The sequence below is a fragment of the Pseudomonas sp. TH37 genome (assembly GCF_016650735.1).
Lineage (GTDB): Bacteria > Pseudomonadota > Gammaproteobacteria > Pseudomonadales > Pseudomonadaceae > Aquipseudomonas > Aquipseudomonas farris.
The window spans coordinates 108,380-128,126 of sequence record NZ_JAEKFD010000015.1; the positions used below are offsets into that span (position 1 = coordinate 108,380).

Here is a 19,747-nt window from a genome sequence, read left to right on the forward strand (position 1 = left end):
AAAAACGATTAATGCACCGGCAGTTCGACGCCGTCGAACAGCTCTTCCAGTTCCTGTTTGTTGTGGCACTGAATGGCCTTGGCCATCACTTCGCGGGTCAGGTGCGGAGCGAATTTCTCGATGAAGTCGCACATGAAACCACGCAGGAACGTGCCGCGACGGAAACCGATTTTGGTAATACTGGATTCGAACAACTCGCTGGCATCGAGCACCACCAGGTCGCTGTCGAGCTTGGTGTCGACCGCCATTTTCGCCACGATGCCCACGCCCAGGCCCAGACGAACGTAAGTCTTGATCACGTCGGCGTCGGCCGCGGTGAACACCACTTTCGGTGTCAGGCCGCGATGGCTGAAGGCTTCGTCGAGTTTCGAACGGCCGGTGAAACCGAACACGTAGGTCACGATCGGGTATTCGGCCAAGGCTTCGAGAGTCAGCTTCGACAGCTTGGTCAGCGGGTGGCCCTGAGGCACGACCACGCAGCGGTTCCAGCGGTAGCACGGCATCATCACCAGGTCGCCGAACAACTCCAGCGCTTCGGTGGCGATGGCGAAATCGACGGTGCCGTCAGCGGCCATCTCGGCGATCTGCATCGGCGAACCCTGATGCATGTGCAGGGCAACGTCCGGGTATTGCTTGATGAAATTGCTGATCACCGGTGGCAACGCATAACGCGCCTGGGTGTGCGTGGTGGCGATCGACAGGGTGCCTTTTTTCTCGTTGGAGAATTCCTGGGCGATCTGCTTGATGCTTTCAACTTTTCGCAGGATCTCACCAGCGGTGGTGATGATGCGCTCGCCGGCCGGGGTAACCCGGGTCAAGTGCTTGCCGCTGCGGGCGAAAACCTCGACCCCCAATTCGTCTTCCAACAGACGGATCTGTTTGCTGATGCCCGGTTGCGAGGTGTAGAGGCTTTGGGCTGTAGCTGAAACGTTGAGGTCGTGGTGCGCCACTTCCCAGATGTAGCGCAATTGTTGAAGCTTCATATGAATCCCTCAAAGCAGGTAGACGCCACGGGCATCAGCGACGGTATATAACTATATTAATGGTTTGATTAATAAATCTAGAACTTTTTTATCAAAACGCCATTATTCGTGTCCTAGCGATCCCCTTTGCGGCGACGTTCCATCAGCGGCACCAGATACACCGGCACCCTGGACAGTTGCAACACGCGCGCAGCGGTTCGGCCCAATGGCGTTTCCGCGCCAGCGCCATGACTGTGACTCCCTACGATCAGCAAATCGACGGAGAGTTTCTGCGCCTGGTCGAGAATCACCTGCGACGGATCGCCCTGCAGCACCCGCACCGCCCGAATCCGTTCCAGGTCCTGCTCCCCCTCATCCCCCAGTTCTTCGCGAAAGCTGTCGAGCACCCGTTGCTCGATATTGGCAATTACCGTACTCAGACCCTGACTGTGAAACTCGTTCAAGGCCTGCTCATCGAGGTAACTCTGAAGCACCGACTCGGCGAACAATCCCATCGGCTCAACCGCGTGCACCACATACAAGTCGGCATTGAATGTTCGAGCCAGTGCCAACGCATGCTGCATCACAAAAGGTGCATACAGACCGAGGTCGGTGGCATACAGCATCGAATGAATCATAGTGACCTCCTTTAATGCCAACATAGCGGAGATTGATTCAGCTTAGCAGTGCCGTGGCGAGAGCGGCGTTCGGCGCAACGCATTGAACCGCAGCGCTTTAAATCGACGGCTCGTTACTGATGCCATGCGGCACGTGACCGGTGGCGACCACTTCGCGGGCCAGCTCGCAATGGCCAGCCTGATCGTCGAAAAATACGTCGGCGGCAAAGGCTTCGAGAAACGCCGATTTGGTCAGCCCCCCAAGGAACAGCGATTCGTCCAGACGGATATCCCATTCGCGCAAGGTGCGGATCACCCGTTCATGGGCCGGCGCCGAGCGCGCGGTCACCAGCGCGGTGCGAATCGGACAGGCATCATCGGGGAACTCGCGCTGCAAAAGATTGAGCGCTGCGAGGAAGCCTTTGAACGGTCCGCCACGCAGAGGTTCGCGGGCTGACTCGCGTTCGCTGGCCTGAAACGCCGCCAGGCCTCCCGACTGATAGACCCGCTCCGACTCATCGGAAAACAGCACCGCGTCACCGTCAAAAGCAATGCGCAATTCATCACTGGCGGCGCGACTGGCACCGCCCGACAGAATAGTCGCTGCGGCGAAACCCGCATCCAGCGCACTGCGCACATCGTCGGAATGGGTCGAAAGAAACAGGTCGCAGCCAAAGGCCTTGAGGTACGGATAAGGACTGCGTCCGCCGACAAATGCCGCACGCGAGATCGCCAGGCCATAGTGATGAATAGAGTTGAAAACCCGCAGGCCGGTGTCGGCGCTGTTGCGCGACACCAGGATTACCTCGACCCGGGCACGGCCGAGACTGGCATTCAGGCTCAGCAGTTTTTCGACCAACGGGAACGCATCGCCGGGCTCAAGAATTTCGTCTTCGTGTTCGATCTGGTATTGCCGATAGGCCTCGACGCCGCTCGACAGATAAACCTTGTGGCTCTCGCTCAAGTCGAACAGTGCTCGCGAAGAAATCGCCAGCACCAGTTTGTCGTCTATACCATTTGCCATGCCCTTCCCTCTCCTTTTGACCGACTCAGTGATTACGTCGATCGATAAAACTCAAGCTGCGATACAAGGCTTCGATGCGCGGTAATTCACATCCCGCCGCCTTCGCCGCTGCCAGTGGCCGAGTGTAGATCGCGTCCAGTTCCAGCGGTCGCTTGTGCAGGAAGTCGTGGTACATGCTCGGCCAATAGTCGGGCATTTTCTCGGTCATCATGAACAGATAATCGGCGTAACCCGGCGGCATGTCGTGGCCACAGGCCTTGGCCCCCTGAACCACTTCGGCCATCAAGGCCTGAATCAGCGCGCGGCTGTCGGCATCCGTCATTAAGGGTGTGGTGCTGGCCCCAAGCAGAACCGACAGGCCGTTGTAGGGAATATTCCAGACCAGTTTCTGCCAGCGCGCCTGATGCAGGTTCGGCATGGCCTGGGCGTCGATATCGGCGGCGCGCAACAGCCCGGCGCCCTCCTCGACGATGTTCATGCGCGCCTGTTCATCGGCGGCGGGGCCGCTGTGGTAACCGACATTCACGGCACCGAGCGCCTGATGGGTAATGACCCCTGGGCCGGCGCGATGGACGCAGATCAGACAGAGCCCGCCGAGCAGGTGCAGCGAATCGGGGAGCAACTCGCGCAGACTGTCTTCGACGTCCAGGCCATTTTGCAGCAGCAGCACTTTGGCATCAGGCGCCGCGGCTTGAATAATGGCCGGTGCCAAATCCGCGTTACTGGTGGTCTTGGCGCCCACCAGTAGCCAGTCACATGGCGGCATGTCGGCAGCCGACGAATACGCCTGGACCGGGTTCAGGACCAGCGGGCCCAACGACGCATGGTCGAGATGCAAGCCATGTTCGGCGACCGCTGAAAACTCACTGCGCAACAAAAAGTGCACATCGAAGCCGGCACGCGCCAGCATCACTCCGTAGAAACCACCGATCGCGCCGGTCCCGATAATGCCGATTGTCGGTTTGGCCCTTGTATCTGTCATGGCAACTCCTCTGCTTGTCGACTCAACGCCTGATCCAAGGCCTCATTGAGTGCCGTGCGGGTCAGGCGTGACTGTAGTGCCCCGAAGAACCCGCCGTCGCGCACCACAAACAGCGCCGGTAAATGAAAGACCCGATAACGCTCGACCACTCCGCCATTGTTTCCGGCATCGATCCAGCACAGTCGATCGACCGCCAGATCGAACGTGGGCAATTGCTCACGGGCAAAACGGCAACTGGCGCAGCCGACGCTGGTAAAGATCACCAGGGAAATACCGTTCATCGCCAACAGCCGCTGGTCGGCGTCGAAATCAGTCAGTTCCGATTCGACCACTATACTGGGAGAAACGATGTCAGATGGCCGACACAGGGAGTCCGTGTTCATGGGACGTTATCTTCCTCATCCTGACGATGTACCCGTCGAATTGACGTTGCTCAAACATGAGTGCATTTCGCGGCAAGAGCTGCACACTATCAGCCTCGGCGGCATGGCTTGCAATTACCACCGCGGATGGCGAAGGGGCACCGCACTTCAAGTGCGCATGCCCACCCTGAGCACCACGATCTGTTACCTGGGCTATGTTGCCTGGTGTCTGCGGCGAAAACGCAGCTATCTGGTGGGCATCGCCTTCGTCGACGAACAGACCCTGTTCAGCGCGCGAATGGGCGAGCAGGTTTGCCAGATCGAACGTTACTGCCGTCAGCACGAACCCCAAAGCGAACAGCTGAGCAACCAGACCCTGGCCCTCGAATGGGTCCAGCTGCACGCCAACGAGTTCTCCCACGACACGGTTCGCAAGGCATTTGCGTAGCAAAACCAGTGTCTGCCCATTGTCGAGCCACGGTGTAACGCGCTAAGGTTCAGCTCCCCGACGCGCTTAATTTGCTGTGCTCCGCCGCGCGGGTTCGCTGGCGGCCGGCACCCGTGACCTGACGAGTAAACGATGGCTGATTTACCGATCAACGACCTTAACGTCGCCTCCAACGAGACCCTGATCACTCCCGATCAGCTCAAGCGTGACATCCCTCTGAGCGACGCTGCCCTGCGCACCGTCACCAAGGGCCGCGAAGTCATTCGCAACATTCTTGATGGCACCGACCACCGCCTGTTCGTCGTGATCGGGCCGTGCTCGATCCATGACATCAAGGCTGCCCACGAATACGCCGAGCGCCTGAAAGTGCTCGCGGCCGAAGTGTCCGATACCTTGTATCTGGTCATGCGCGTGTATTTCGAGAAGCCACGCACCACCGTCGGCTGGAAAGGCTTGATCAACGATCCGTACCTGGACGACTCGTTCAAGATTCAGGATGGTTTGCACATCGGTCGTCAGTTGCTGCTGGACCTGGCCGAGATGGGCCTGCCGACTGCGACCGAAGCCCTCGACCCGATCTCCCCGCAATACTTGCAGGACCTGATCAGCTGGTCGGCGATCGGCGCACGCACCACCGAATCCCAGACTCACCGTGAAATGGCTTCCGGCCTGTCCTCGGCTGTCGGCTTCAAGAATGGCACCGATGGCGGCCTGACGGTGGCCATCAACGCCTTGCAATCGGTTTCCAGCCCGCACCGTTTCCTGGGTATCAACCAGGAAGGTGGCGTGTCGATCGTCACCACCAAGGGCAACGCCTACGGTCACGTGGTGTTGCGCGGCGGTAACGGCAAACCGAACTACGATTCGGTCAGCGTCGCGCTCTGTGAGCAAGCGCTGAACAAAGCGAAGATCAAGCCGAACATCATGGTCGATTGCAGCCACGCCAACTCCAACAAGGACCCGGCCCTGCAACCGCTGGTGATGGAGAACGTCGCCAACCAGATCCTCGAAGGCAACCAGTCGATCATCGGCCTGATGGTCGAAAGTCATCTGAACTGGGGCTGCCAGGCGATCCCGAAAGACCTCGCCGACCTGCAATACGGCGTGTCGATCACCGATGCCTGCATCGATTGGACCGCCACCGAAAACACCTTGCGCAGCATGCACACCAAGCTCAAGGATGTGTTGCCGAAACGCGATCGCAGCTAATCGCCGTTTCACGCAAAAAAAACGCCAGGCTTAAACCTGGCGTTTTTTTATGCGTTCGCTTTATTCACAGCTTGGCGGCATGCCGTGCGTGACGCTCCATGTAGCGCTCCACATAGGAACACGATGGAATGACTGTGTAGCCCATTTCCTCGGCGTATTGCAGTGCCTGCTCGGTCAACGCCGCCGCGATGCCGCGACCACGCAGCGCGTTGGGCACGAAGGTACGATAAATATCCAGGGTCTGTTTTCCCAGATCCATATAGGTCAGGTAGGCACGATAACCGTCCACAGTGGTCTCGAACTGATGACCAGCCTGGTCATGGTGGATGGACAACGCCTCGCTCATCACTACTCCTCGCGGGTCTTTAATTCTGACCCCTACCTTACCGATGTTTTTCCGGCGAAGGAACATCTACGCCACCCCGTGCCTGAATGGACACCGAGAGAGCAACACCAATCTCGCGAAACCGAGCACGTATCAAATAGTAGGCACCATTGGCAGAAATGCTCAAGGGACGCTCGTCATGCTGGCAGGCGGGTGTTGCCTGGGGTAATGCAGGGGTGGCTCGAACGGGATATTCCCGAGTTCAGGCCTGAACATTGCCGGATATTGAGACATAAGACGAGCGCCCTTTGTTTAAGTCACCTCAACATGGATAAAGATATGAGGGCGGCTGCGCAAAATCCGAACAAAAGTGTGGACGATTCCATCTAGATAGACTTTAGTCGAGACTGAAAAACAGCTGCCGACACCGGGAACTTTTCCTCGGCGGCTCGCTCAGCTCGGGCCTCGCAGCTGGATATTTTTTATACAATGCAGTTAAAAGTTGCTCGAAAAAGAATCAACGCCTACAATTTTTTTTGCTTCTTGCTCTACGTCAGTTTACTTACTACAAGTAATGGGTAGTATGTACGCCGGCTATTTCCTCACTCTGAGGAGACAGCTACTTAATAGAAAGTCCTTGAAGGGGAACACGATGAACAACGTTCTGAAATTCTCTGCTCTGGCTCTGGCCGCAGTTCTGGCTACCGGTTGCAGCAGCGTATCGAAAGAAACCGAAGCACGTCTGACTGCTACTGAAGACGCAGCAGCTCGCTCCCAGGCTCGTGCAGACGAAGCTTACCGTAAAGCTGATGAAGCTCTGGCTGCTGCTCAAAAAGCACAACAGACTGCTGACGAAGCTAACGAGCGTGCTCTGCGCATGCTGGAAAAAGCTAGCCGCAAGTAATAGTCCTTCGGGATTGTTATCAAGCCGACCCATTTTTTGGGTCGGCTTTTTTATTGCCCGCTGTTTCTGCAGGCCATAAAAAACCCGCCGACGCGGCCTGCGTCGGCGGGTTGCTTTAACGCGTTACTGCTGCAGGTCGATCGGTGCACTCGACACCATCGGCGCCGACGCATTCGGCACGGCGATTTCCACCGGCAGGCCATCTTCAGCGGCCACCACGTCACGCACTACATCCCAGTTCATGCGCAAGTTGTTGGTGATGTCCTCACGCTTGAGCATCGCATTGATCACTGCGGTGTGCTTGTCGACTACCGAAGGGTTGCCCATATCGTCCAGCGGCGTGTGCGCTTCCAGATAAACCTTGCCGCCACTGAGGCCGAACTTGTACGGGTCGTTGATGATCCGCACCGACGTCCCGACCGGCACCATGCTGGCCATTTCCAGCACGTTGTTGTTGAACATGCGGAAGCAACCGTGGCTGGTGCGCATGCCGATACCGAACTTCTTGTTCGAACCGTGGATCAGGTAGCCCGGAGTGCCCAGCGTGAACTTGAACGGCCCCAGCGGGTTGTCCGGGCCGGCCGGCACCACATTCGGCAGTGGATCGCCATCGGCGGCGTGCTCGGCCTTGATCGACGCTGGAGGCGTCCAGGTCGGGTTCGGCGTCTTGGCGACAATGCTGGTGTGGGCAATTGGCGAGCCCCAGCCTTCACGGCCGATACCTAGCGGGAAGGTGTACACCACGTTCCGGCCTTTCGGGAAATAGTAGAGACGGTATTCAGCCAGGTTGATGACGATGCCTTCACGGGGCCCCGGCGGCAGGATGAAGCGCGTCGGCAGCACCACTTCGGTACCGGCGCCCGGCAACCATGGATCAACGCCTGGGTTGGCCGCGACCATTTCCGAATAGCCAAGATCGTAGGTGGTGCCAAGGTCGGCGAAGGTATCTTCGTACTTGGCCTTGATCACTTGCACCTGACCGATGATGTCTTCACCAGGGGGTGGCAGGGGTAGCTCCAATGCTGCTACCGGACCCGCGACACAGAGGGCGGCAAGAGACAGGCAGCGGGTGACGGCGGGAAAGCGCGGCAACATCCGGAAAATCCTTCGCATGATCGACAAGGGTATAAAAACGGGATTGTACACCGCCGCCCGTTATTTCGGGGAGACGTAAAGACCTGTGGTTGGGGGGATCGGCGGTGAGGGGACTTACCTGTGGCGAGGGGGCTTGCCCCCGTTCGGCTGCGCAGCAGTCGTCATCGCGGTGATCGAGAAATGTCTCACAGACTGCAGCGCCTGTTCAGGGCCGCTGCGCGACCCAACGGGGGCAAGCCCCCTCGCCACAGGAGCTCCCTCGCCACAGGGCCCTAAAGCTCGAACCGCAACTCGGGCCAGATCGGCGAGGTGCCGCGTTTTTGCGATTCCAGAATGGCCCGGCACAGCGAGCACAGGCGCTGATCCTGGAACACGGTGCGGTCGACGCTCGACCAGCGCGGTTGCGCCGGCAACAGGCTGCCGCACAAGGTTCGGTCCGCCGAGCCGCCCAACTCCAGTTGACGGGTCACCAGATGTACCCGCACTTCCTGGCAGGCGAACAGATCCAGCTGTTCGTCAGGCTCGATCAGTTGGTAGGCAAAAAGGGACCAGGCAGGACGCGGCATCGGGGGCTCCAAATCGGGGGCGCCACCTTAGCCGAAACACCGCCACTAGAAAAGCGTCAAAGCAGCGGTTTCAGTGTCGGCCAGACATTTTCCAGCAACTTGTCCTGAGCCGCCGCAGCCGGGTGCAGGCCGTCGCCTTGCATCAGGTCCGGATGACCGCCCACACCGTCGAGAAAAAACGGCACCAGCGGGATCTTTTTCTCGTTGGCGACCTTGGTGAAAGCCTCGGCAAAGGCCTGGGTGTAACGCACACCGTAGTTGGGTGGCAGTTGCATACCCAGTAGCAATACCTTGGCACCACTGGCGCGGGAGCTGTCGATCATCGACGCAAGATTTTGTTGCAATTGTGTTGGCAGCATTCCGCGCAACCCATCGTTGCCCCCCAACTCGAGGATAACCAACTCTGGCTTATGCTCTGCAAGCAGCGCCGGCAGGCGCGCCCGGCCTCCGGCACTGGTGTCGCCGCTGATGGATGCATTGACCACTTTATCGTCGAAACCTTCGCGCTTGAGCCGTTGCTCAAGCAATGACACCCACCCCAAGCGGGTATCCAGGCCGAAACCGGCGCTGATACTATCGCCAACGATCAGGACTGTACCCGCCGCTGCGTTCTGGGCCATGCACATCAAGGCCAGGCCAGCACTCAAAAACCACACTCGCATCGGATTCTCCATGGGCGCAAGCATTCTCACCGCGAAGAACCTCAGCAAAGTGGTTCCGAGCGCGGAAGGTGAACTGACTATCCTGCACGAACTCAGCCTGGAACTGAACAAGGGCGATAGCCTGGCCATCGTCGGCGCTTCCGGTTCCGGCAAATCCACCCTCCTGGGCCTGCTCGCCGGCCTCGACCTGCCGAGCAGCGGCGAAGTCACCCTCGCCGGGCAAGGCCTGAGCAATCTCGATGAAGACCAGCGCGCGCGCATCCGCGCCGAGCACGTGGGGTTTGTCTTTCAATCATTCCAGCTGCTCGACAGTCTCAACGCCCTGGAAAACGTCATGCTGCCGCTGGAACTCGATGGCCGCAAAGACGCCCGCGAGCGGGCTACCGAACTGCTGCAACGAGTCGGTCTGGGCCAACGCCTGACCCACTCGCCACGTCAGCTTTCCGGTGGCGAGCAACAACGCGTGGCGATTGCCCGGGCGTTCGCCGCTGAGCCCGACGTGCTGTTCGCCGATGAACCCACCGGCAATCTCGACAGCCACACCGGCGAGCGCATCAGCGATCTGTTGTTCGAACTCAACCAGGAAAGCGGCACGACCCTGGTGCTGGTGACCCACGACGAACGCCTGGCACATCGCTGCCGGCGCCTGATCCGCCTTGAAGCCGGCCTGCTGGTCGCCCCTCTGGAGCCTTGATGGCACGCTTGCCGCTGTTGCGCCTGTTCAGTCTCGCCATCCGCCAACTGTTGCGCGATGCCCGCGCCGGTGAGTTGCGCGTGTTGTTCTTCGCCTTGCTGGTGGCCGTGGCGGCGAGTACCGCCATCGGTTACTTCGGTGCCCGCCTGAACGGCGCCATGATGCTGCGCGCCACCGAATTTCTCGGCGCCGACCTGGTGCTCGAAGGTAGCTCACCGGCGCGGCCCGAGCAGGTAAGGAGCGGCACTGAGCTGGGCCTTGAGCACGCTCAAGTAGTGGAGTTTTCCAGCGTCATTGCCACCGACAACGGCATTCAGCTGTCCAGTATCAAAGCCGCCGATGACGTCTACCCGTTGCGTGGCGAACTGAAAAGCGCCCCAGCGCCCTTCGCGTCGGAAGAACCCGGTGGCGGTCCGAAACCCGGCGAAGCCTGGGTCGAAGCGCGACTGCTGACCGCACTGGACTTGAAGATCGGCGATAGCATCGATGTCGGCATGAAAACCCTGACGCTGGCGCGAGTGCTGACCTACGAACCGGATCGCGCCGGCAATTTCTACAGCCTGACACCACGGGTGCTGATCAACCTTGGCGACCTTGAGGCGACCGGTGTGGTGCAACCCGGTAGCAGGGTCAGTTACCGGGAACTCTGGCGCGGCAAAGCCGAGGCGCTGGAAACCTATCGTCAACTGATCAAACCCGGGCTGGCGGCCAACCAACGCATCCAGGATGCCCGGGACGGCAATCGACAGATCGGCGGCGCCCTGGGCAAGGCTGAACGTTATTTGAACATGGCCAGTCTGGTCGCAGTGTTGCTGTCCGGCGTGGCGGTGGCGTTGTCGGCGACACGCTTCGCCACTCGCCGATTCGATGCCAGTGCATTGCTGCGCTGCCTGGGTCTGTCCCGTCGGGAAACCATGGTGCTGTTCAGTCTGCAACTGACCGTACTCGGACTGCTCGCCAGCATCAGCGGCGCCCTGCTCGGCTGGCTGGCACAGCTTGGGCTGTTTGCGCTGCTGCGTGATTTACTGCCGACCGATGTTCCACCGGGGGGCCTGTTCCCGGCCTTCGCCGGGATCGGCACCGGGCTGGTCGCGCTGGCCGGTTTCGCCCTGCCGCCACTGGCCGCATTGGGTCGAGTGCCGCCGCTGCGCGTGTTGCGTCGCGACATGCTGCCGATTCCGTCCAGCACCTGGATTGTTTATGGCGCGGCATTGGGCGCCCTCGGCCTGATCATGTGGCGCTTGAGCCTGGACCTGTTGCTGACCTTCGCCCTGCTCGGCGGCGGTGTGATCGCGGCACTGGTGCTTGGCGGTTTGCTGTTGCTGCTACTGAAGAGCCTGCGCCGGATGCTCGCGCGCGCCTCATTGCCATGGCGCCTCGGGTTGGGCCAACTGCTGCGCCATCCACTGGCGGCGGCGGGTCAAGCCCTGGCCTTCGGTTTGATTCTGCTGTCCATGGCGCTGATCGCTTTGCTGCGTGGCGAATTGCTCGACACCTGGCAAAACCAGTTGCCGAAAAATGCCCCGAATTATTTCGCCCTGAACATTCTGCCGGCGGACAAGCAAGCCTTTACCGATCGACTGATGGAGTTGTCGGCACAATCGGCGCCGCTGTACCCGGTGGTGCCGGGACGGCTGATCAGCATCAACGGCGAACCGGTACAGGAAATCGTCAGCAAGGATTCGGCCGGTGATCGAGCCATTCAACGCGACTTGAGCCTGACCTGGGCGGCAGACCTGCCAGCGGGCAACAAACTCACCGCCGGCAACTGGTGGGGCCAGCAACCAGCAGATGAAATACCCGGTGTTTCGGTGGAAGGTAAAGTCGCCGAAAGCCTCAAACTCAAGCTCGGCGATCACATGGTGTTCACCGTCGGCGGGGTCAATCGGGAGGCGAAAGTCACCAGCCTGCGGGAGATCAACTGGGACAACTTCCAGCCGAACTTTTTCATGATCTTCCAGCCAGGCACCTTGAAGGACTTGCCGGCCACCTACCTGACCAGTTTCTATCTGGCGGCCGGTCACGATCAGCAGATCGTCGACCTGTCCCGCAGCTTTCCGGCAGTGACCATTCTGCAAGTCGAAGCCTTGCTCGCGCAGCTGCGCAGTATCCTCGCTCAAGTAACCCTGGCGGTGGAATACGTGCTGTTGTTTGTATTGGCGGCGGGGATGGCGGTGTTGTTCTCCGGGTTGCAGGCAACGCTGGATGAACGCATTCGCCAAGGTGCATTGCTGCGAGCGCTGGGTGCCGAACGACAGTTGCTGGTCAGGGCCCGGCGGATCGAGTTCGGCCTGCTCGGCGCGGTCAGCGGATTGTTGGCGGCACTGGGTTCGGAACTGGTGAGCATGGTGCTCTACCGTTATGCCTTCGACCTGCCTTGGCACCCGCATCCATGGCTGTTGGTGTTGCCGCTGATCGGGGCCGTGCTGATCGGCGGTGCCGGTGTGTTCGGCACGCGCCGCGCCTTGAACGCCAGCCCCCTGACAGTCTTGCGCGAGGGTTGATAAACTCAAGCGCTCTGATCACGTATTCAACCACAAGAAGCCGCCATGAGCCGTTATCGCCCTCCCCGCACCGCTGGCACCGCGCTGATCACCCCCGAAGGTGAAGCGCGGATGCGGGCCGAGTTTCATGAACTCTGGCATGTGCGTCGACCGCAAGTGACGCAATCGGTCAGCGAGGCGGCGGCACAGGGCGATCGCTCGGAAAACGCCGAATACACCTACGGCAAAAAGATGCTGCGCGAGATCGACAGTCGCGTGCGCTTTCTCACCAAACGCCTGGAAGCGCTCAAGGTTGTCAGTGAGAAACCCAGCGATCCGAACAAGGTTTACTTTGGCGCGTGGGTCACGATTGAAGATGAAGACGGCAAAGAGTCGCGCTATCGCATCGTCGGGCCGGATGAGCTGGATCTGAAACTAGGCCTGATCAGCATCGACTCACCGTTGGCGCGCGCCTTGATTGGCAAAGCACTGGACGCCGAAGTGCGGGTCCAGACACCGACCGGTGAACAATGCGTGTATATCGTGGCGATCGAGTATCTTTGAGCCGCGGCGCTCTGAGCCACAGCGCCCTGAATCTCAGCGACGGGTAATCAGCCCTTGGCGAGCCACGCGAGTCAGCTGCCTGATCACTTCCGGCGCATCCTCGGCGTTGGGTGCCAGAATCACCGCCAGATCGAAACTGTCGTTGGCAAACCGTGCCAGTGACTCGCCGTCGTCGACAAATTGAATCAGGAAGGCAGCAGGCCCACCGGTACGACGTGGCCAGCCATCGAGGTAACGCAAAAGCGTCGGCTGATGTTTACCGCCAAGCAGGATTTTTGGATTGCGCTGGGTGAGGTGTGCCGTGATCGGCGCGGGACGTATAACGGGGTTTAATGCATTCATTGTGTCGTGTCTCTGCCTCAAAAGTCTGCATGGCAGGTGAGAGGCAACACCGAACCAGCGCTTTAGCGGTATTTCGAAGCCTGTTTCAAGCTTCTATCGGCAACTGAATGAGTCACCTGGCGCCCCGCAAGTAGCTGTTTAAATCGGCGCATGGGCAGCATCCTAGAGAAGCTGACCGGACAGTGTCAAGAATCACGCGCAACAAAAAAGGCCTGCACAGTGCGTCGCACAATGCAGGCCTTTTTGTTGAGCGAGAGCGGTCAGTCGGTGATGGCGCGGTCTACCGACAGCTTGCCTGCACCTTCGATCAGCACCGCGAGGCTGCCACCAAGCAAGGCCAGGGCGAACTCATAACCGTTGTTAGCCATGAACAGACCGTTGCTGATGTGCACCGTGAAAATAGCCACCAGCGAGAGGAAGGTCAGCCCCAGCGCTGCCGGGCGTACCAGCAGGCCGATGATCAGCGCCAGACCGCCGAAGAACTCGGTACCACCCGCCAGGATCGCCATCAGATGACCAGGTGCCAGCCCGATGCTTTCCATGTACTGCGCGGTGCCGGCAATGCCGTAGCCGCCGAATGCACCGAAGAGTTTCTGTGAGCCATGGGCCGCGAAGATAATGCCGACGAAAATACGCAGAATCGTCAGACCGTAGCCCGCGCGAGTGAACAGTACCTTGTTGATCAGAGTGCTCATGCTGTGTCATCCATTGTGAGTGTGTGTTGGTTGGCCGCTATATTAATCAGTAAAACTCATGTTAAAAGCGCAAAAAACGCACCATAACAATCATATTAGTCGATCATTTCCGTGAGGCCACTTTTTGCCCCTGAGGCTCCAACGACTCCCTCTCCCGATCGAACGCCAAGTAATACTTGTTCACGCTATTAACATAGCTGACAGCCCCCATTCCCACCTGCTCCATGGCGATGCGCTCGACCTGGAAAAACCACTGATTAGGATTCAGGCCGCGTCGCCGGGCCTCGGCGCGCATACCCTGAACCCGCTCCGGCCCCATGTTGTAGGCCGCCAGCACGAACGCCATGCGCTCGCGTTCGTTGAGTTTGGGGCTGGCAAAAAACTTGCGGCGGATCATCGCCAGGTACTTGGCGCCGGCCTGCACATTGGCGTCGAGGTTTTGAATATTACTCACGCCAACCCGTTGGGCGGCGGACGGGGTGATTTGCATCAGGCCGGTGGGGCCGCTACCGCTTCTGGCGTTGGGTTGCAGCGCCGACTCCTTGAAGGCCAGCGCTGCCAGGTTCAGCCAGTCCATGCCTTGGGCTTCAGCGTGTTTCTGCAACACCGGTCGAAGTTTTTCCAGGCGCTGCCGATCGGCCTTGGCCAAGGGATAGTGCACTTGATACAAGCGTCGATAGATCCGCAGGAACGCCGCATCCTGGTCCGACGGCTTCTTGTAGGTAGTCAGGAAGCGATCAATGCTCGAACGCAGCATTGAGGCGTCGCGGCGCACGAACCAGTATTCCTCGCCTGGCTCGCTGATAAGGACCTGTCGATCGAAGCGCAATTTGGGCAGGATCTTGCCCCAGCGTTCGGCAATCGGTTGCTCGACAATCGTCAGATGAAAAATCCCGCCCTGGACCATTTCCAGCACGTCCTCGACCGCCAGGCTTGGATCGACCCACTCGATCTTCACCGCAGGCAATTTGTGCAGCGCAAGTTTCTGATTGATCTGACTGACCGCATCTCCGGCGGCACTGCCGGTGGGCAGTGCGAGGGTTTTGCCCGAGAGTTGTTCGAGGCGGGTGTAACGTCGTTCGCCTTTGATCCCCACCAGCAGCAACGGCACATTGCTGGCAATCGGTTGGCTGGTGCTGACCGCGAGGTCCGATTGCGGATCGAGCAATTCCCCCGGCGCGACCAGATCACCCTCCCCGCGCTGCAACGCGCCGAGCAGTTGATCCTTGGCTTTGGGAATGATCTTGAGGGTGATTTCCTGGCCGTCACGGGCATGGCCGTTGAGGTATTGTTCGAAAGCGCGCAGGCGGTGGTATTCGACGCCGATGGCCTGGCCCTGGACTTCACCGGAGCTGTTGCGGCTCTGGTTGACCAACACCCGCAACACACGACTGCTGCGAATCTCCGCCAAGTCGCGGACCTTGGCCGCCGGCACGGCTTGCAACGGTCCGGCCAGACGCGCAACCGCCGGCATTGGCAGCAGCAACGAGCAACACAGCAGTAACAAAACCGAGGGACGAATCATCCACTCTCCGGAAAGAATACTGGCCGACCTCATGGGTGATTTCATGACGTCGAGCGACAGAAACAGAGCGCCTGAAGCGCTGGTAAAGTGCGTGAGAGTGGCACAGTGATGGCAAATCTACCAACCCTGACCTCGCGCGCGGCCTCAACAGACAGCTTTAACTGGTTGTAGTTCTTGGCTTTTCTTATAAATCTACAGCTCTGATATGCTTTCCGGCCTTTGGTCCGAGGTAGCACCATGCAACTCATCGATATCGGCGTCAACCTGACCAACCCCAGTTTCGCCGACAAACACCAGGCTGTACTCGACCGTGCCTATGCTGCCGGGGTCTGCCAATTGGTGCTCACCGGGACCAGCGTCGAGGGCAGTGAACAGGCCCTGGAGCTGTGCCACCAACTGGACGAAAGTGCTCAGCGGCTGTTCGCTACGGCCGGTATTCACCCGCACTCGGCCAGCGACTGGAACGCCGACAGCGCTCAGCGTCTGCGCAGTTTGCTCAAGGAGCAAAACGTGGTCGCCGTGGGTGAATGCGGCCTCGATTTCAACCGCGATTTCTCGCCCCGCCCGCAACAGGAAAAAGTCTTAGAAGAACATCTGGCGATGGCGGTCGAGCTGCAATTGCCGGTGTTCCTGCATGAGCGCGATGCCAGCCAACGATTGCTGGAGATCCTGCGTGATTACCGCGACCAGTTGCCGGCCGCCGTGGTGCACTGCTTCACCGGTGAAAAAAAGGCGCTGTTCAGCTACCTCGATCTGGATTTGCACATCGGCATCACTGGCTGGATCTGCGATGAACGCCGGGGTACGCACCTGCATCCGCTGGTCAAAGAGATTAAACGCGGGCGCTTGATGCTGGAGAGCGATGCGCCGTATCTGCTGCCCCGCAGTCTGCGCCCCAAGCCGAAGAATGGTCGCAACGAGCCGGCGTATCTGACTGAAGTGTTGCGTGAGGTGGCGTTGCATCGTGGGGAAACGGTGGAAGATTTGGCTGCTCACAGCACGGCCTGTGCGCGGGCGTTCTTCGGTCTGCCCTCAATCCCCCAATAACCACCGCCAACCTGTGGGAGCGGGCTTGCCCGCGATGACGGAATATCAGTCAACATCTCTGGCGCCTGATACACAGCTATCGCGGGCAAGCCCGCTCCCACAGGTTGGCGGTGGTGCCCGTTGATCCACATCAAGATTCAACGTCCTGAGTAGCGGCACAATACTGGCACCTTGCCAAAACTGTTTCCGCTATCAGAGAAGACCTCCATGGGTGCCTGGCTTAGCAACATCTCGCTGAAATACAAATTCTGGGCGGTCAACGCCGTCGCCTTCGTCACCACCCTGTTGCTGGTGCTGTACGCCGTACAGCTTGAACAACAGGCCCGCAGCCACGCCGCCCAGGCGTCGGCCCAGGCCCAGGCGCGATTGATCAATGCCTGGCCTGCCGGGCAGCCGCTGCCCAAGGCCGATCACCTGCTGACCTTCAATCGCGGGCAGGCGCCGTTACTGAATGGGCAACCGGTGCTGGAGCTGACCGATACCAACGGTTGGGTCGAGATCAACGCTATGCCGCTGTACGGTGAAAACCCGTTGATGGGCGCCGAGGTGTTCACTCGCCCTGACGGTCAACAGATCGCGGTGATTGCCTATGGCCCGAGCCTGAGCCAAGTGTTCGGCGAACGCTTCACCCACTACGCGGTAGCGGTATTCATCTTGATGCTGGCGATGCTCGGTGCGTCGCAACTGTTGATCCGCTTCCTGCTCAGCCAGCTCAACACCTTGAAAGACGTGATGCTCCACGTCGAGAAAACCGGCGACCTGTCGGCCCGTGTGCCGCTGGCTTGCAAGGATGAAGTCGGGCAGATGGCCAACGCCTTCAACGCCATGCAGGCCGGTTACCAGCGGGTGGTCAACACCGTCGCCAGCACTGCCCGGCAACTGGATGTCGGTGCCGCGCGGCTGGCGTCGAGCATGAACGAGGTGCGTCACGGCATGCTCGGTCAACAAAGCGAAACCGATCAGGCCGCCACGGCGATCAACGAAATGACTGCCACTGTCCATCACATCGCCCAACACGCCGGCGCCACCCGCGACCTCTCGCAAACCGCCGACACCCTGGCTGGCAGTGGCCAGGAAGTAGTCACTCGGGTGCAGATATCGATTGGCGGATTGTCCACCGGCGTGCAGCAAACGGCCGAGATGATTCAGCGTCTGGCCGAAGACAGCCAGAAGATCAACGGCGTGGTCAGCGTGATCCACAGCATCGCCGAACAGACCAACCTGCTGGCCCTTAACGCCGCCATCGAAGCGGCCCGGGCCGGTGAAATGGGCCGCGGGTTTGCGGTGGTCGCCGATGAAGTGCGTAACCTGGCCAAACGCGTCCAGGCGTCCACCGACGAGATCACCACCATGGTTTCAGCGCTGCAGGCTGGCACCCGGGACGCCGTGGACTTCATGCAGGAAAGCTCGTACAAGGCAGATGACTGCATGCAACAGGCTCAGGAAGCCAGTGTGGCCCTGGCCGAAATCACCACTGCGGTGGCGCAGATGCGTGAAAGCAATACGCAGATCGCGGTGGCAGCCGAACAGCAGAGCCATGTGGCGGAGGAGATGAATCGGGCGGTGGTGAGCATTCGCGACGTGACCGAAAACACCGTGCAGCAGACCGTGAATTCAGCGATTACCAGCAATGAGCTGGCGATGTTGGCGGGGGAATTGAGCAAGGCTATCGGTCAGCTGAAACTGTGACGGCCCCATCGCGGGCAAGCCCGCTCCCACAGGATCAGCGCTATTGCAAAATTTGCGCATTACCTGTGGGAGCGGGCTTGCCCGCGAAGGCGTCAGATCGAGCAACATCAATCCTGACCATCACACCTATTGCGCCGATAGCCAGCCTTGATTCGCCGACGGCCCGCGCCAAGCCTATTCTTTATTCAAGCGCCTCAACGAATCAAAGGATATGCATCATGGGCAAACGTCATCCCAACCTTCCCGCCTGGCAATGGCGAGCGTACCCGCATAATCACCAGCACCCGACCAATCTGGTGTTGCACCTGATTGCCGTGCCGCTGTTCATCGTGGCGTTTTTGCTGATGGTCTCGGGGGTGTTCAGCCTGGATCTGGCGAGCATCGCGATCGGCGTTATCGGCCTGATCGCCGCCCTGGGCCTGCAGCGTCACGGTCACCGCCTGGAGGCGCAGGCCTCCGAGCCGTTCAGTGATCGCAAAGATGCGGTATCACGCTTGATGGTCGAGCAGTTCCTGACCTTCCCACGGTTTTTCTTCAGTGGCGGCTGGTGGCGCGCCTGGCGTGAACGCCACCGTCGTCGTCACTGATCAGGCGAAAATCGTGACTGTCTGCCGGCTCATGGCGATCAACTGGCCGTCTTCGCTCCATAGTTTTGCGGCGGCGTGCCCGTAGCCATCAGCGGCATACTCGATTTCAACCAGGTACTTGCACCAGTCCAGCGTGCTCAATGCCAGCAACGGCTGGACGAATTCGATGGTCCAGGTCAGCGTGCTGCCTGCCGCCGGTTTCTTCAGATGCGACAACAAGGACGGAGGCCAAGCGTCGACCAGCGCCAGAATATGCGCCTCGTTGACCACCTCGTCTTTCCCTTCTCCACGCAAGCGCACCCAACCACCCATATCGCGGGAGGTGTTGCCGGTGAACGGCAGGCCGCCAATGCTCCAGCGCATTGCCAAATGACGCATGAATTCCGGGGTCACCCCTTTGATATAGGGCATTTCCTGGCAGTCGTCCCAGTGTTTCATCTCGGGCGCAGCGTTGGCCGTGACCGCCACTTCGGAAGGTCGCGAGGCACCGAAGCTGCCCTGGACCAACGTCACCACTTGCCCCTTCTGCATTGCCCGGCCCAGTACCTGGCTGACGGCTTTGCCTTCGCGCAGCACATCGACTTCAAAGCTGACCGGCACATCGGGCTCGACCGGGCCGACAAAGGTGATTGCCAGCGAACGCACTGGACGATCCGCCGGGACTTTTGCGCGCATGGCTTCGTATTGCAAGGCGGCTATCAGCCCACCAAAACTCGCCCGCCCCTGACCCCATTCGGCCGGAATGGACAACTCCTGCGGCTGACTGCGAACAGCGTCGAGCAGATCGGAAAAGTGCATGGAAACCTCAGAGGCAGGAAAATGGATGGAACGATCTTAACCAGCCCGCAAAACCGACACAGCGCTTATTCCGGCCAAAATCACTGACAGATGAGCCGTGCCAACATTGAACACACAAACTAATGTGGGAGCGAGCCTGCTCGCGATGAGGCCATGACATTCAACAT

At 59.6% G+C, this 19,747-nt stretch carries 22 protein-coding genes; 9 read left to right on the forward strand and 13 right to left on the reverse strand.

All coding sequences use genetic code 11. The annotated features are described in order from the left end of the window. Nucleotides 1-8: 8 nt before the first annotated feature. The 5 genes from cysB to JFU11_RS27100 all read right to left on the reverse strand — a co-directional run bounded on the left by cysB (nt 9) and on the right by JFU11_RS27100 (nt 3,968). Nucleotides 9-983 carry an HTH-type transcriptional regulator CysB gene (cysB, locus tag JFU11_RS27080; RefSeq protein WP_007899921.1) on the reverse strand — a complete coding sequence of 325 codons (975 nt, stop codon included), beginning with the start codon at nt 981-983 and terminating at the stop codon, nt 9-11. Between the two features lie 113 nt (nt 984-1,096). Continuing rightward, the gene (locus JFU11_RS27085) at nt 1,097-1,600 is read right to left on the reverse strand and encodes a universal stress protein (protein WP_123723190.1); all 504 of its coding nucleotides are present in this window, start codon (nt 1,598-1,600) and stop codon (nt 1,097-1,099) included. A gap of 97 nt (nt 1,601-1,697) precedes the next feature. After that, nucleotides 1,698-2,603: a 5'-nucleotidase gene (locus tag JFU11_RS27090; RefSeq protein WP_123723189.1), complete on the reverse strand. Its 906-nt coding sequence runs from the start codon at nt 2,601-2,603 to the stop codon at nt 1,698-1,700. Nucleotides 2,604-2,628: 25 nt separating this feature from the next. After that, the gene (locus tag JFU11_RS27095; RefSeq protein WP_201062663.1) at nt 2,629-3,585 is read right to left on the reverse strand and encodes a putative 2-dehydropantoate 2-reductase; all 957 of its coding nucleotides are present in this window, start codon (nt 3,583-3,585) and stop codon (nt 2,629-2,631) included. Further along, on the reverse strand, nt 3,582-3,968 hold the full coding sequence (locus tag JFU11_RS27100; protein ID WP_201062665.1) for a thioredoxin family protein: 387 nt from the start codon (nt 3,966-3,968) through the stop codon (nt 3,582-3,584). The genes JFU11_RS27095 and JFU11_RS27100 overlap by 4 nt, the downstream gene beginning before the upstream one ends. On the opposite strand from JFU11_RS27100, the gene JFU11_RS27105 reads away from it, so the two are divergent. Further along, nucleotides 3,967-4,395 (forward strand): PilZ domain-containing protein, encoded by a 429-nt coding sequence (locus JFU11_RS27105; RefSeq protein ID WP_123723186.1) that lies wholly within the window; start codon nt 3,967-3,969, stop codon nt 4,393-4,395. The genes JFU11_RS27100 and JFU11_RS27105 overlap by 2 nt on opposite strands. A 132-nt stretch (nt 4,396-4,527) precedes the next feature. Beyond that, complete coding sequence (locus tag JFU11_RS27110; RefSeq protein ID WP_201062667.1) at nt 4,528-5,604, forward strand: 3-deoxy-7-phosphoheptulonate synthase; 1,077 nt, start codon at nt 4,528-4,530, stop codon at nt 5,602-5,604. Between the two features lie 64 nt (nt 5,605-5,668). Here the strand turns inward: JFU11_RS27110 and JFU11_RS27115 are convergent, their stop codons facing one another. Continuing rightward, a complete protein-coding gene (locus JFU11_RS27115) occupies nt 5,669-5,950 on the reverse strand; it encodes a GNAT family N-acetyltransferase (protein ID WP_007899932.1) in 282 nt (93 codons plus the stop codon). A gap of 631 nt (nt 5,951-6,581) precedes the next feature. Here JFU11_RS27115 and oprI point away from each other — a divergent pair. Then, nucleotides 6,582-6,833, forward strand: a complete 252-nt coding sequence (oprI, locus tag JFU11_RS27120) for an outer membrane lipoprotei OprI (protein WP_003172710.1) — start codon at nt 6,582-6,584, stop codon at nt 6,831-6,833. Between the two features lie 123 nt (nt 6,834-6,956). Here oprI and JFU11_RS27125 read toward each other — a convergent pair whose 3' ends face one another. From JFU11_RS27125 to JFU11_RS27135, 3 genes are all read right to left on the reverse strand, one after another. Then, nucleotides 6,957-7,928: a L,D-transpeptidase family protein gene (locus JFU11_RS27125; protein ID WP_123723185.1), complete on the reverse strand. Its 972-nt coding sequence runs from the start codon at nt 7,926-7,928 to the stop codon at nt 6,957-6,959. Between the two features lie 272 nt (nt 7,929-8,200). Continuing rightward, nucleotides 8,201-8,494, reverse strand: coding sequence for a hypothetical protein (locus tag JFU11_RS27130; protein ID WP_007899882.1), 294 nt, complete (start codon nt 8,492-8,494; stop codon nt 8,201-8,203). A gap of 56 nt (nt 8,495-8,550) precedes the next feature. Further along, complete coding sequence (locus tag JFU11_RS27135; RefSeq protein ID WP_201062669.1) at nt 8,551-9,156, reverse strand: arylesterase; 606 nt, start codon at nt 9,154-9,156, stop codon at nt 8,551-8,553. Between the two features lie 10 nt (nt 9,157-9,166). Here JFU11_RS27135 and JFU11_RS27140 point away from each other — a divergent pair, with 10 nt between their 5' ends. The 3 genes from JFU11_RS27140 to greB are packed head-to-tail and all read left to right on the forward strand — an operon-like array spanning nt 9,167 to nt 12,897. After that, nucleotides 9,167-9,850: an ABC transporter ATP-binding protein gene (locus tag JFU11_RS27140; protein WP_007899869.1), complete on the forward strand. Its 684-nt coding sequence runs from the start codon at nt 9,167-9,169 to the stop codon at nt 9,848-9,850. Then, complete coding sequence (locus JFU11_RS27145) at nt 9,850-12,354, forward strand: ABC transporter permease (protein WP_201062671.1); 2,505 nt, start codon at nt 9,850-9,852, stop codon at nt 12,352-12,354. Before JFU11_RS27140 ends, JFU11_RS27145 begins: the two co-directional genes overlap by 1 nt. 45 nt (nt 12,355-12,399) lie before the next feature. Further along, on the forward strand, nt 12,400-12,897 hold the full coding sequence (gene greB, locus JFU11_RS27150) for a transcription elongation factor GreB (RefSeq protein ID WP_033057207.1): 498 nt from the start codon (nt 12,400-12,402) through the stop codon (nt 12,895-12,897). Nucleotides 12,898-12,930: 33 nt separating this feature from the next. Here greB and JFU11_RS27155 read toward each other — a convergent pair whose 3' ends face one another. The 3 genes from JFU11_RS27155 to JFU11_RS27165 form a co-directional block, all read right to left on the reverse strand. Continuing rightward, nucleotides 12,931-13,239: a class I SAM-dependent methyltransferase gene (locus JFU11_RS27155; protein WP_123723182.1), complete on the reverse strand. Its 309-nt coding sequence runs from the start codon at nt 13,237-13,239 to the stop codon at nt 12,931-12,933. 260 nt (nt 13,240-13,499) lie between these two features. Further along, nucleotides 13,500-13,934: a DoxX family protein gene (locus JFU11_RS27160; protein ID WP_123723181.1), complete on the reverse strand. Its 435-nt coding sequence runs from the start codon at nt 13,932-13,934 to the stop codon at nt 13,500-13,502. Between the two features lie 103 nt (nt 13,935-14,037). Further along, a complete protein-coding gene (locus JFU11_RS27165) occupies nt 14,038-15,459 on the reverse strand; it encodes a transglycosylase SLT domain-containing protein (protein ID WP_123723180.1) in 1,422 nt (473 codons plus the stop codon). 237 nt (nt 15,460-15,696) lie between these two features. On the opposite strand from JFU11_RS27165, the gene JFU11_RS27170 reads away from it, so the two are divergent. From JFU11_RS27170 to JFU11_RS27180, 3 genes are all read left to right on the forward strand, one after another. Beyond that, nucleotides 15,697-16,506 carry a TatD family hydrolase gene (locus JFU11_RS27170; protein ID WP_201062673.1) on the forward strand — a complete coding sequence of 270 codons (810 nt, stop codon included), beginning with the start codon at nt 15,697-15,699 and terminating at the stop codon, nt 16,504-16,506. A gap of 207 nt (nt 16,507-16,713) precedes the next feature. Next, on the forward strand, nt 16,714-18,195 hold the full coding sequence (locus tag JFU11_RS27175) for a methyl-accepting chemotaxis protein (RefSeq protein WP_201062675.1): 1,482 nt from the start codon (nt 16,714-16,716) through the stop codon (nt 18,193-18,195). A 218-nt stretch (nt 18,196-18,413) separates the two neighbouring features. Further along, nucleotides 18,414-18,782, forward strand: coding sequence for an Mpo1-like protein (locus tag JFU11_RS27180; RefSeq protein ID WP_123723177.1), 369 nt, complete (start codon nt 18,414-18,416; stop codon nt 18,780-18,782). On the opposite strand, the gene JFU11_RS27185 is transcribed toward JFU11_RS27180, so the two are convergent. Next, nucleotides 18,783-19,580 (reverse strand): thioesterase family protein, encoded by a 798-nt coding sequence (locus JFU11_RS27185; RefSeq protein ID WP_052964055.1) that lies wholly within the window; start codon nt 19,578-19,580, stop codon nt 18,783-18,785. Nucleotides 19,581-19,747 lie beyond the last annotated feature (167 nt).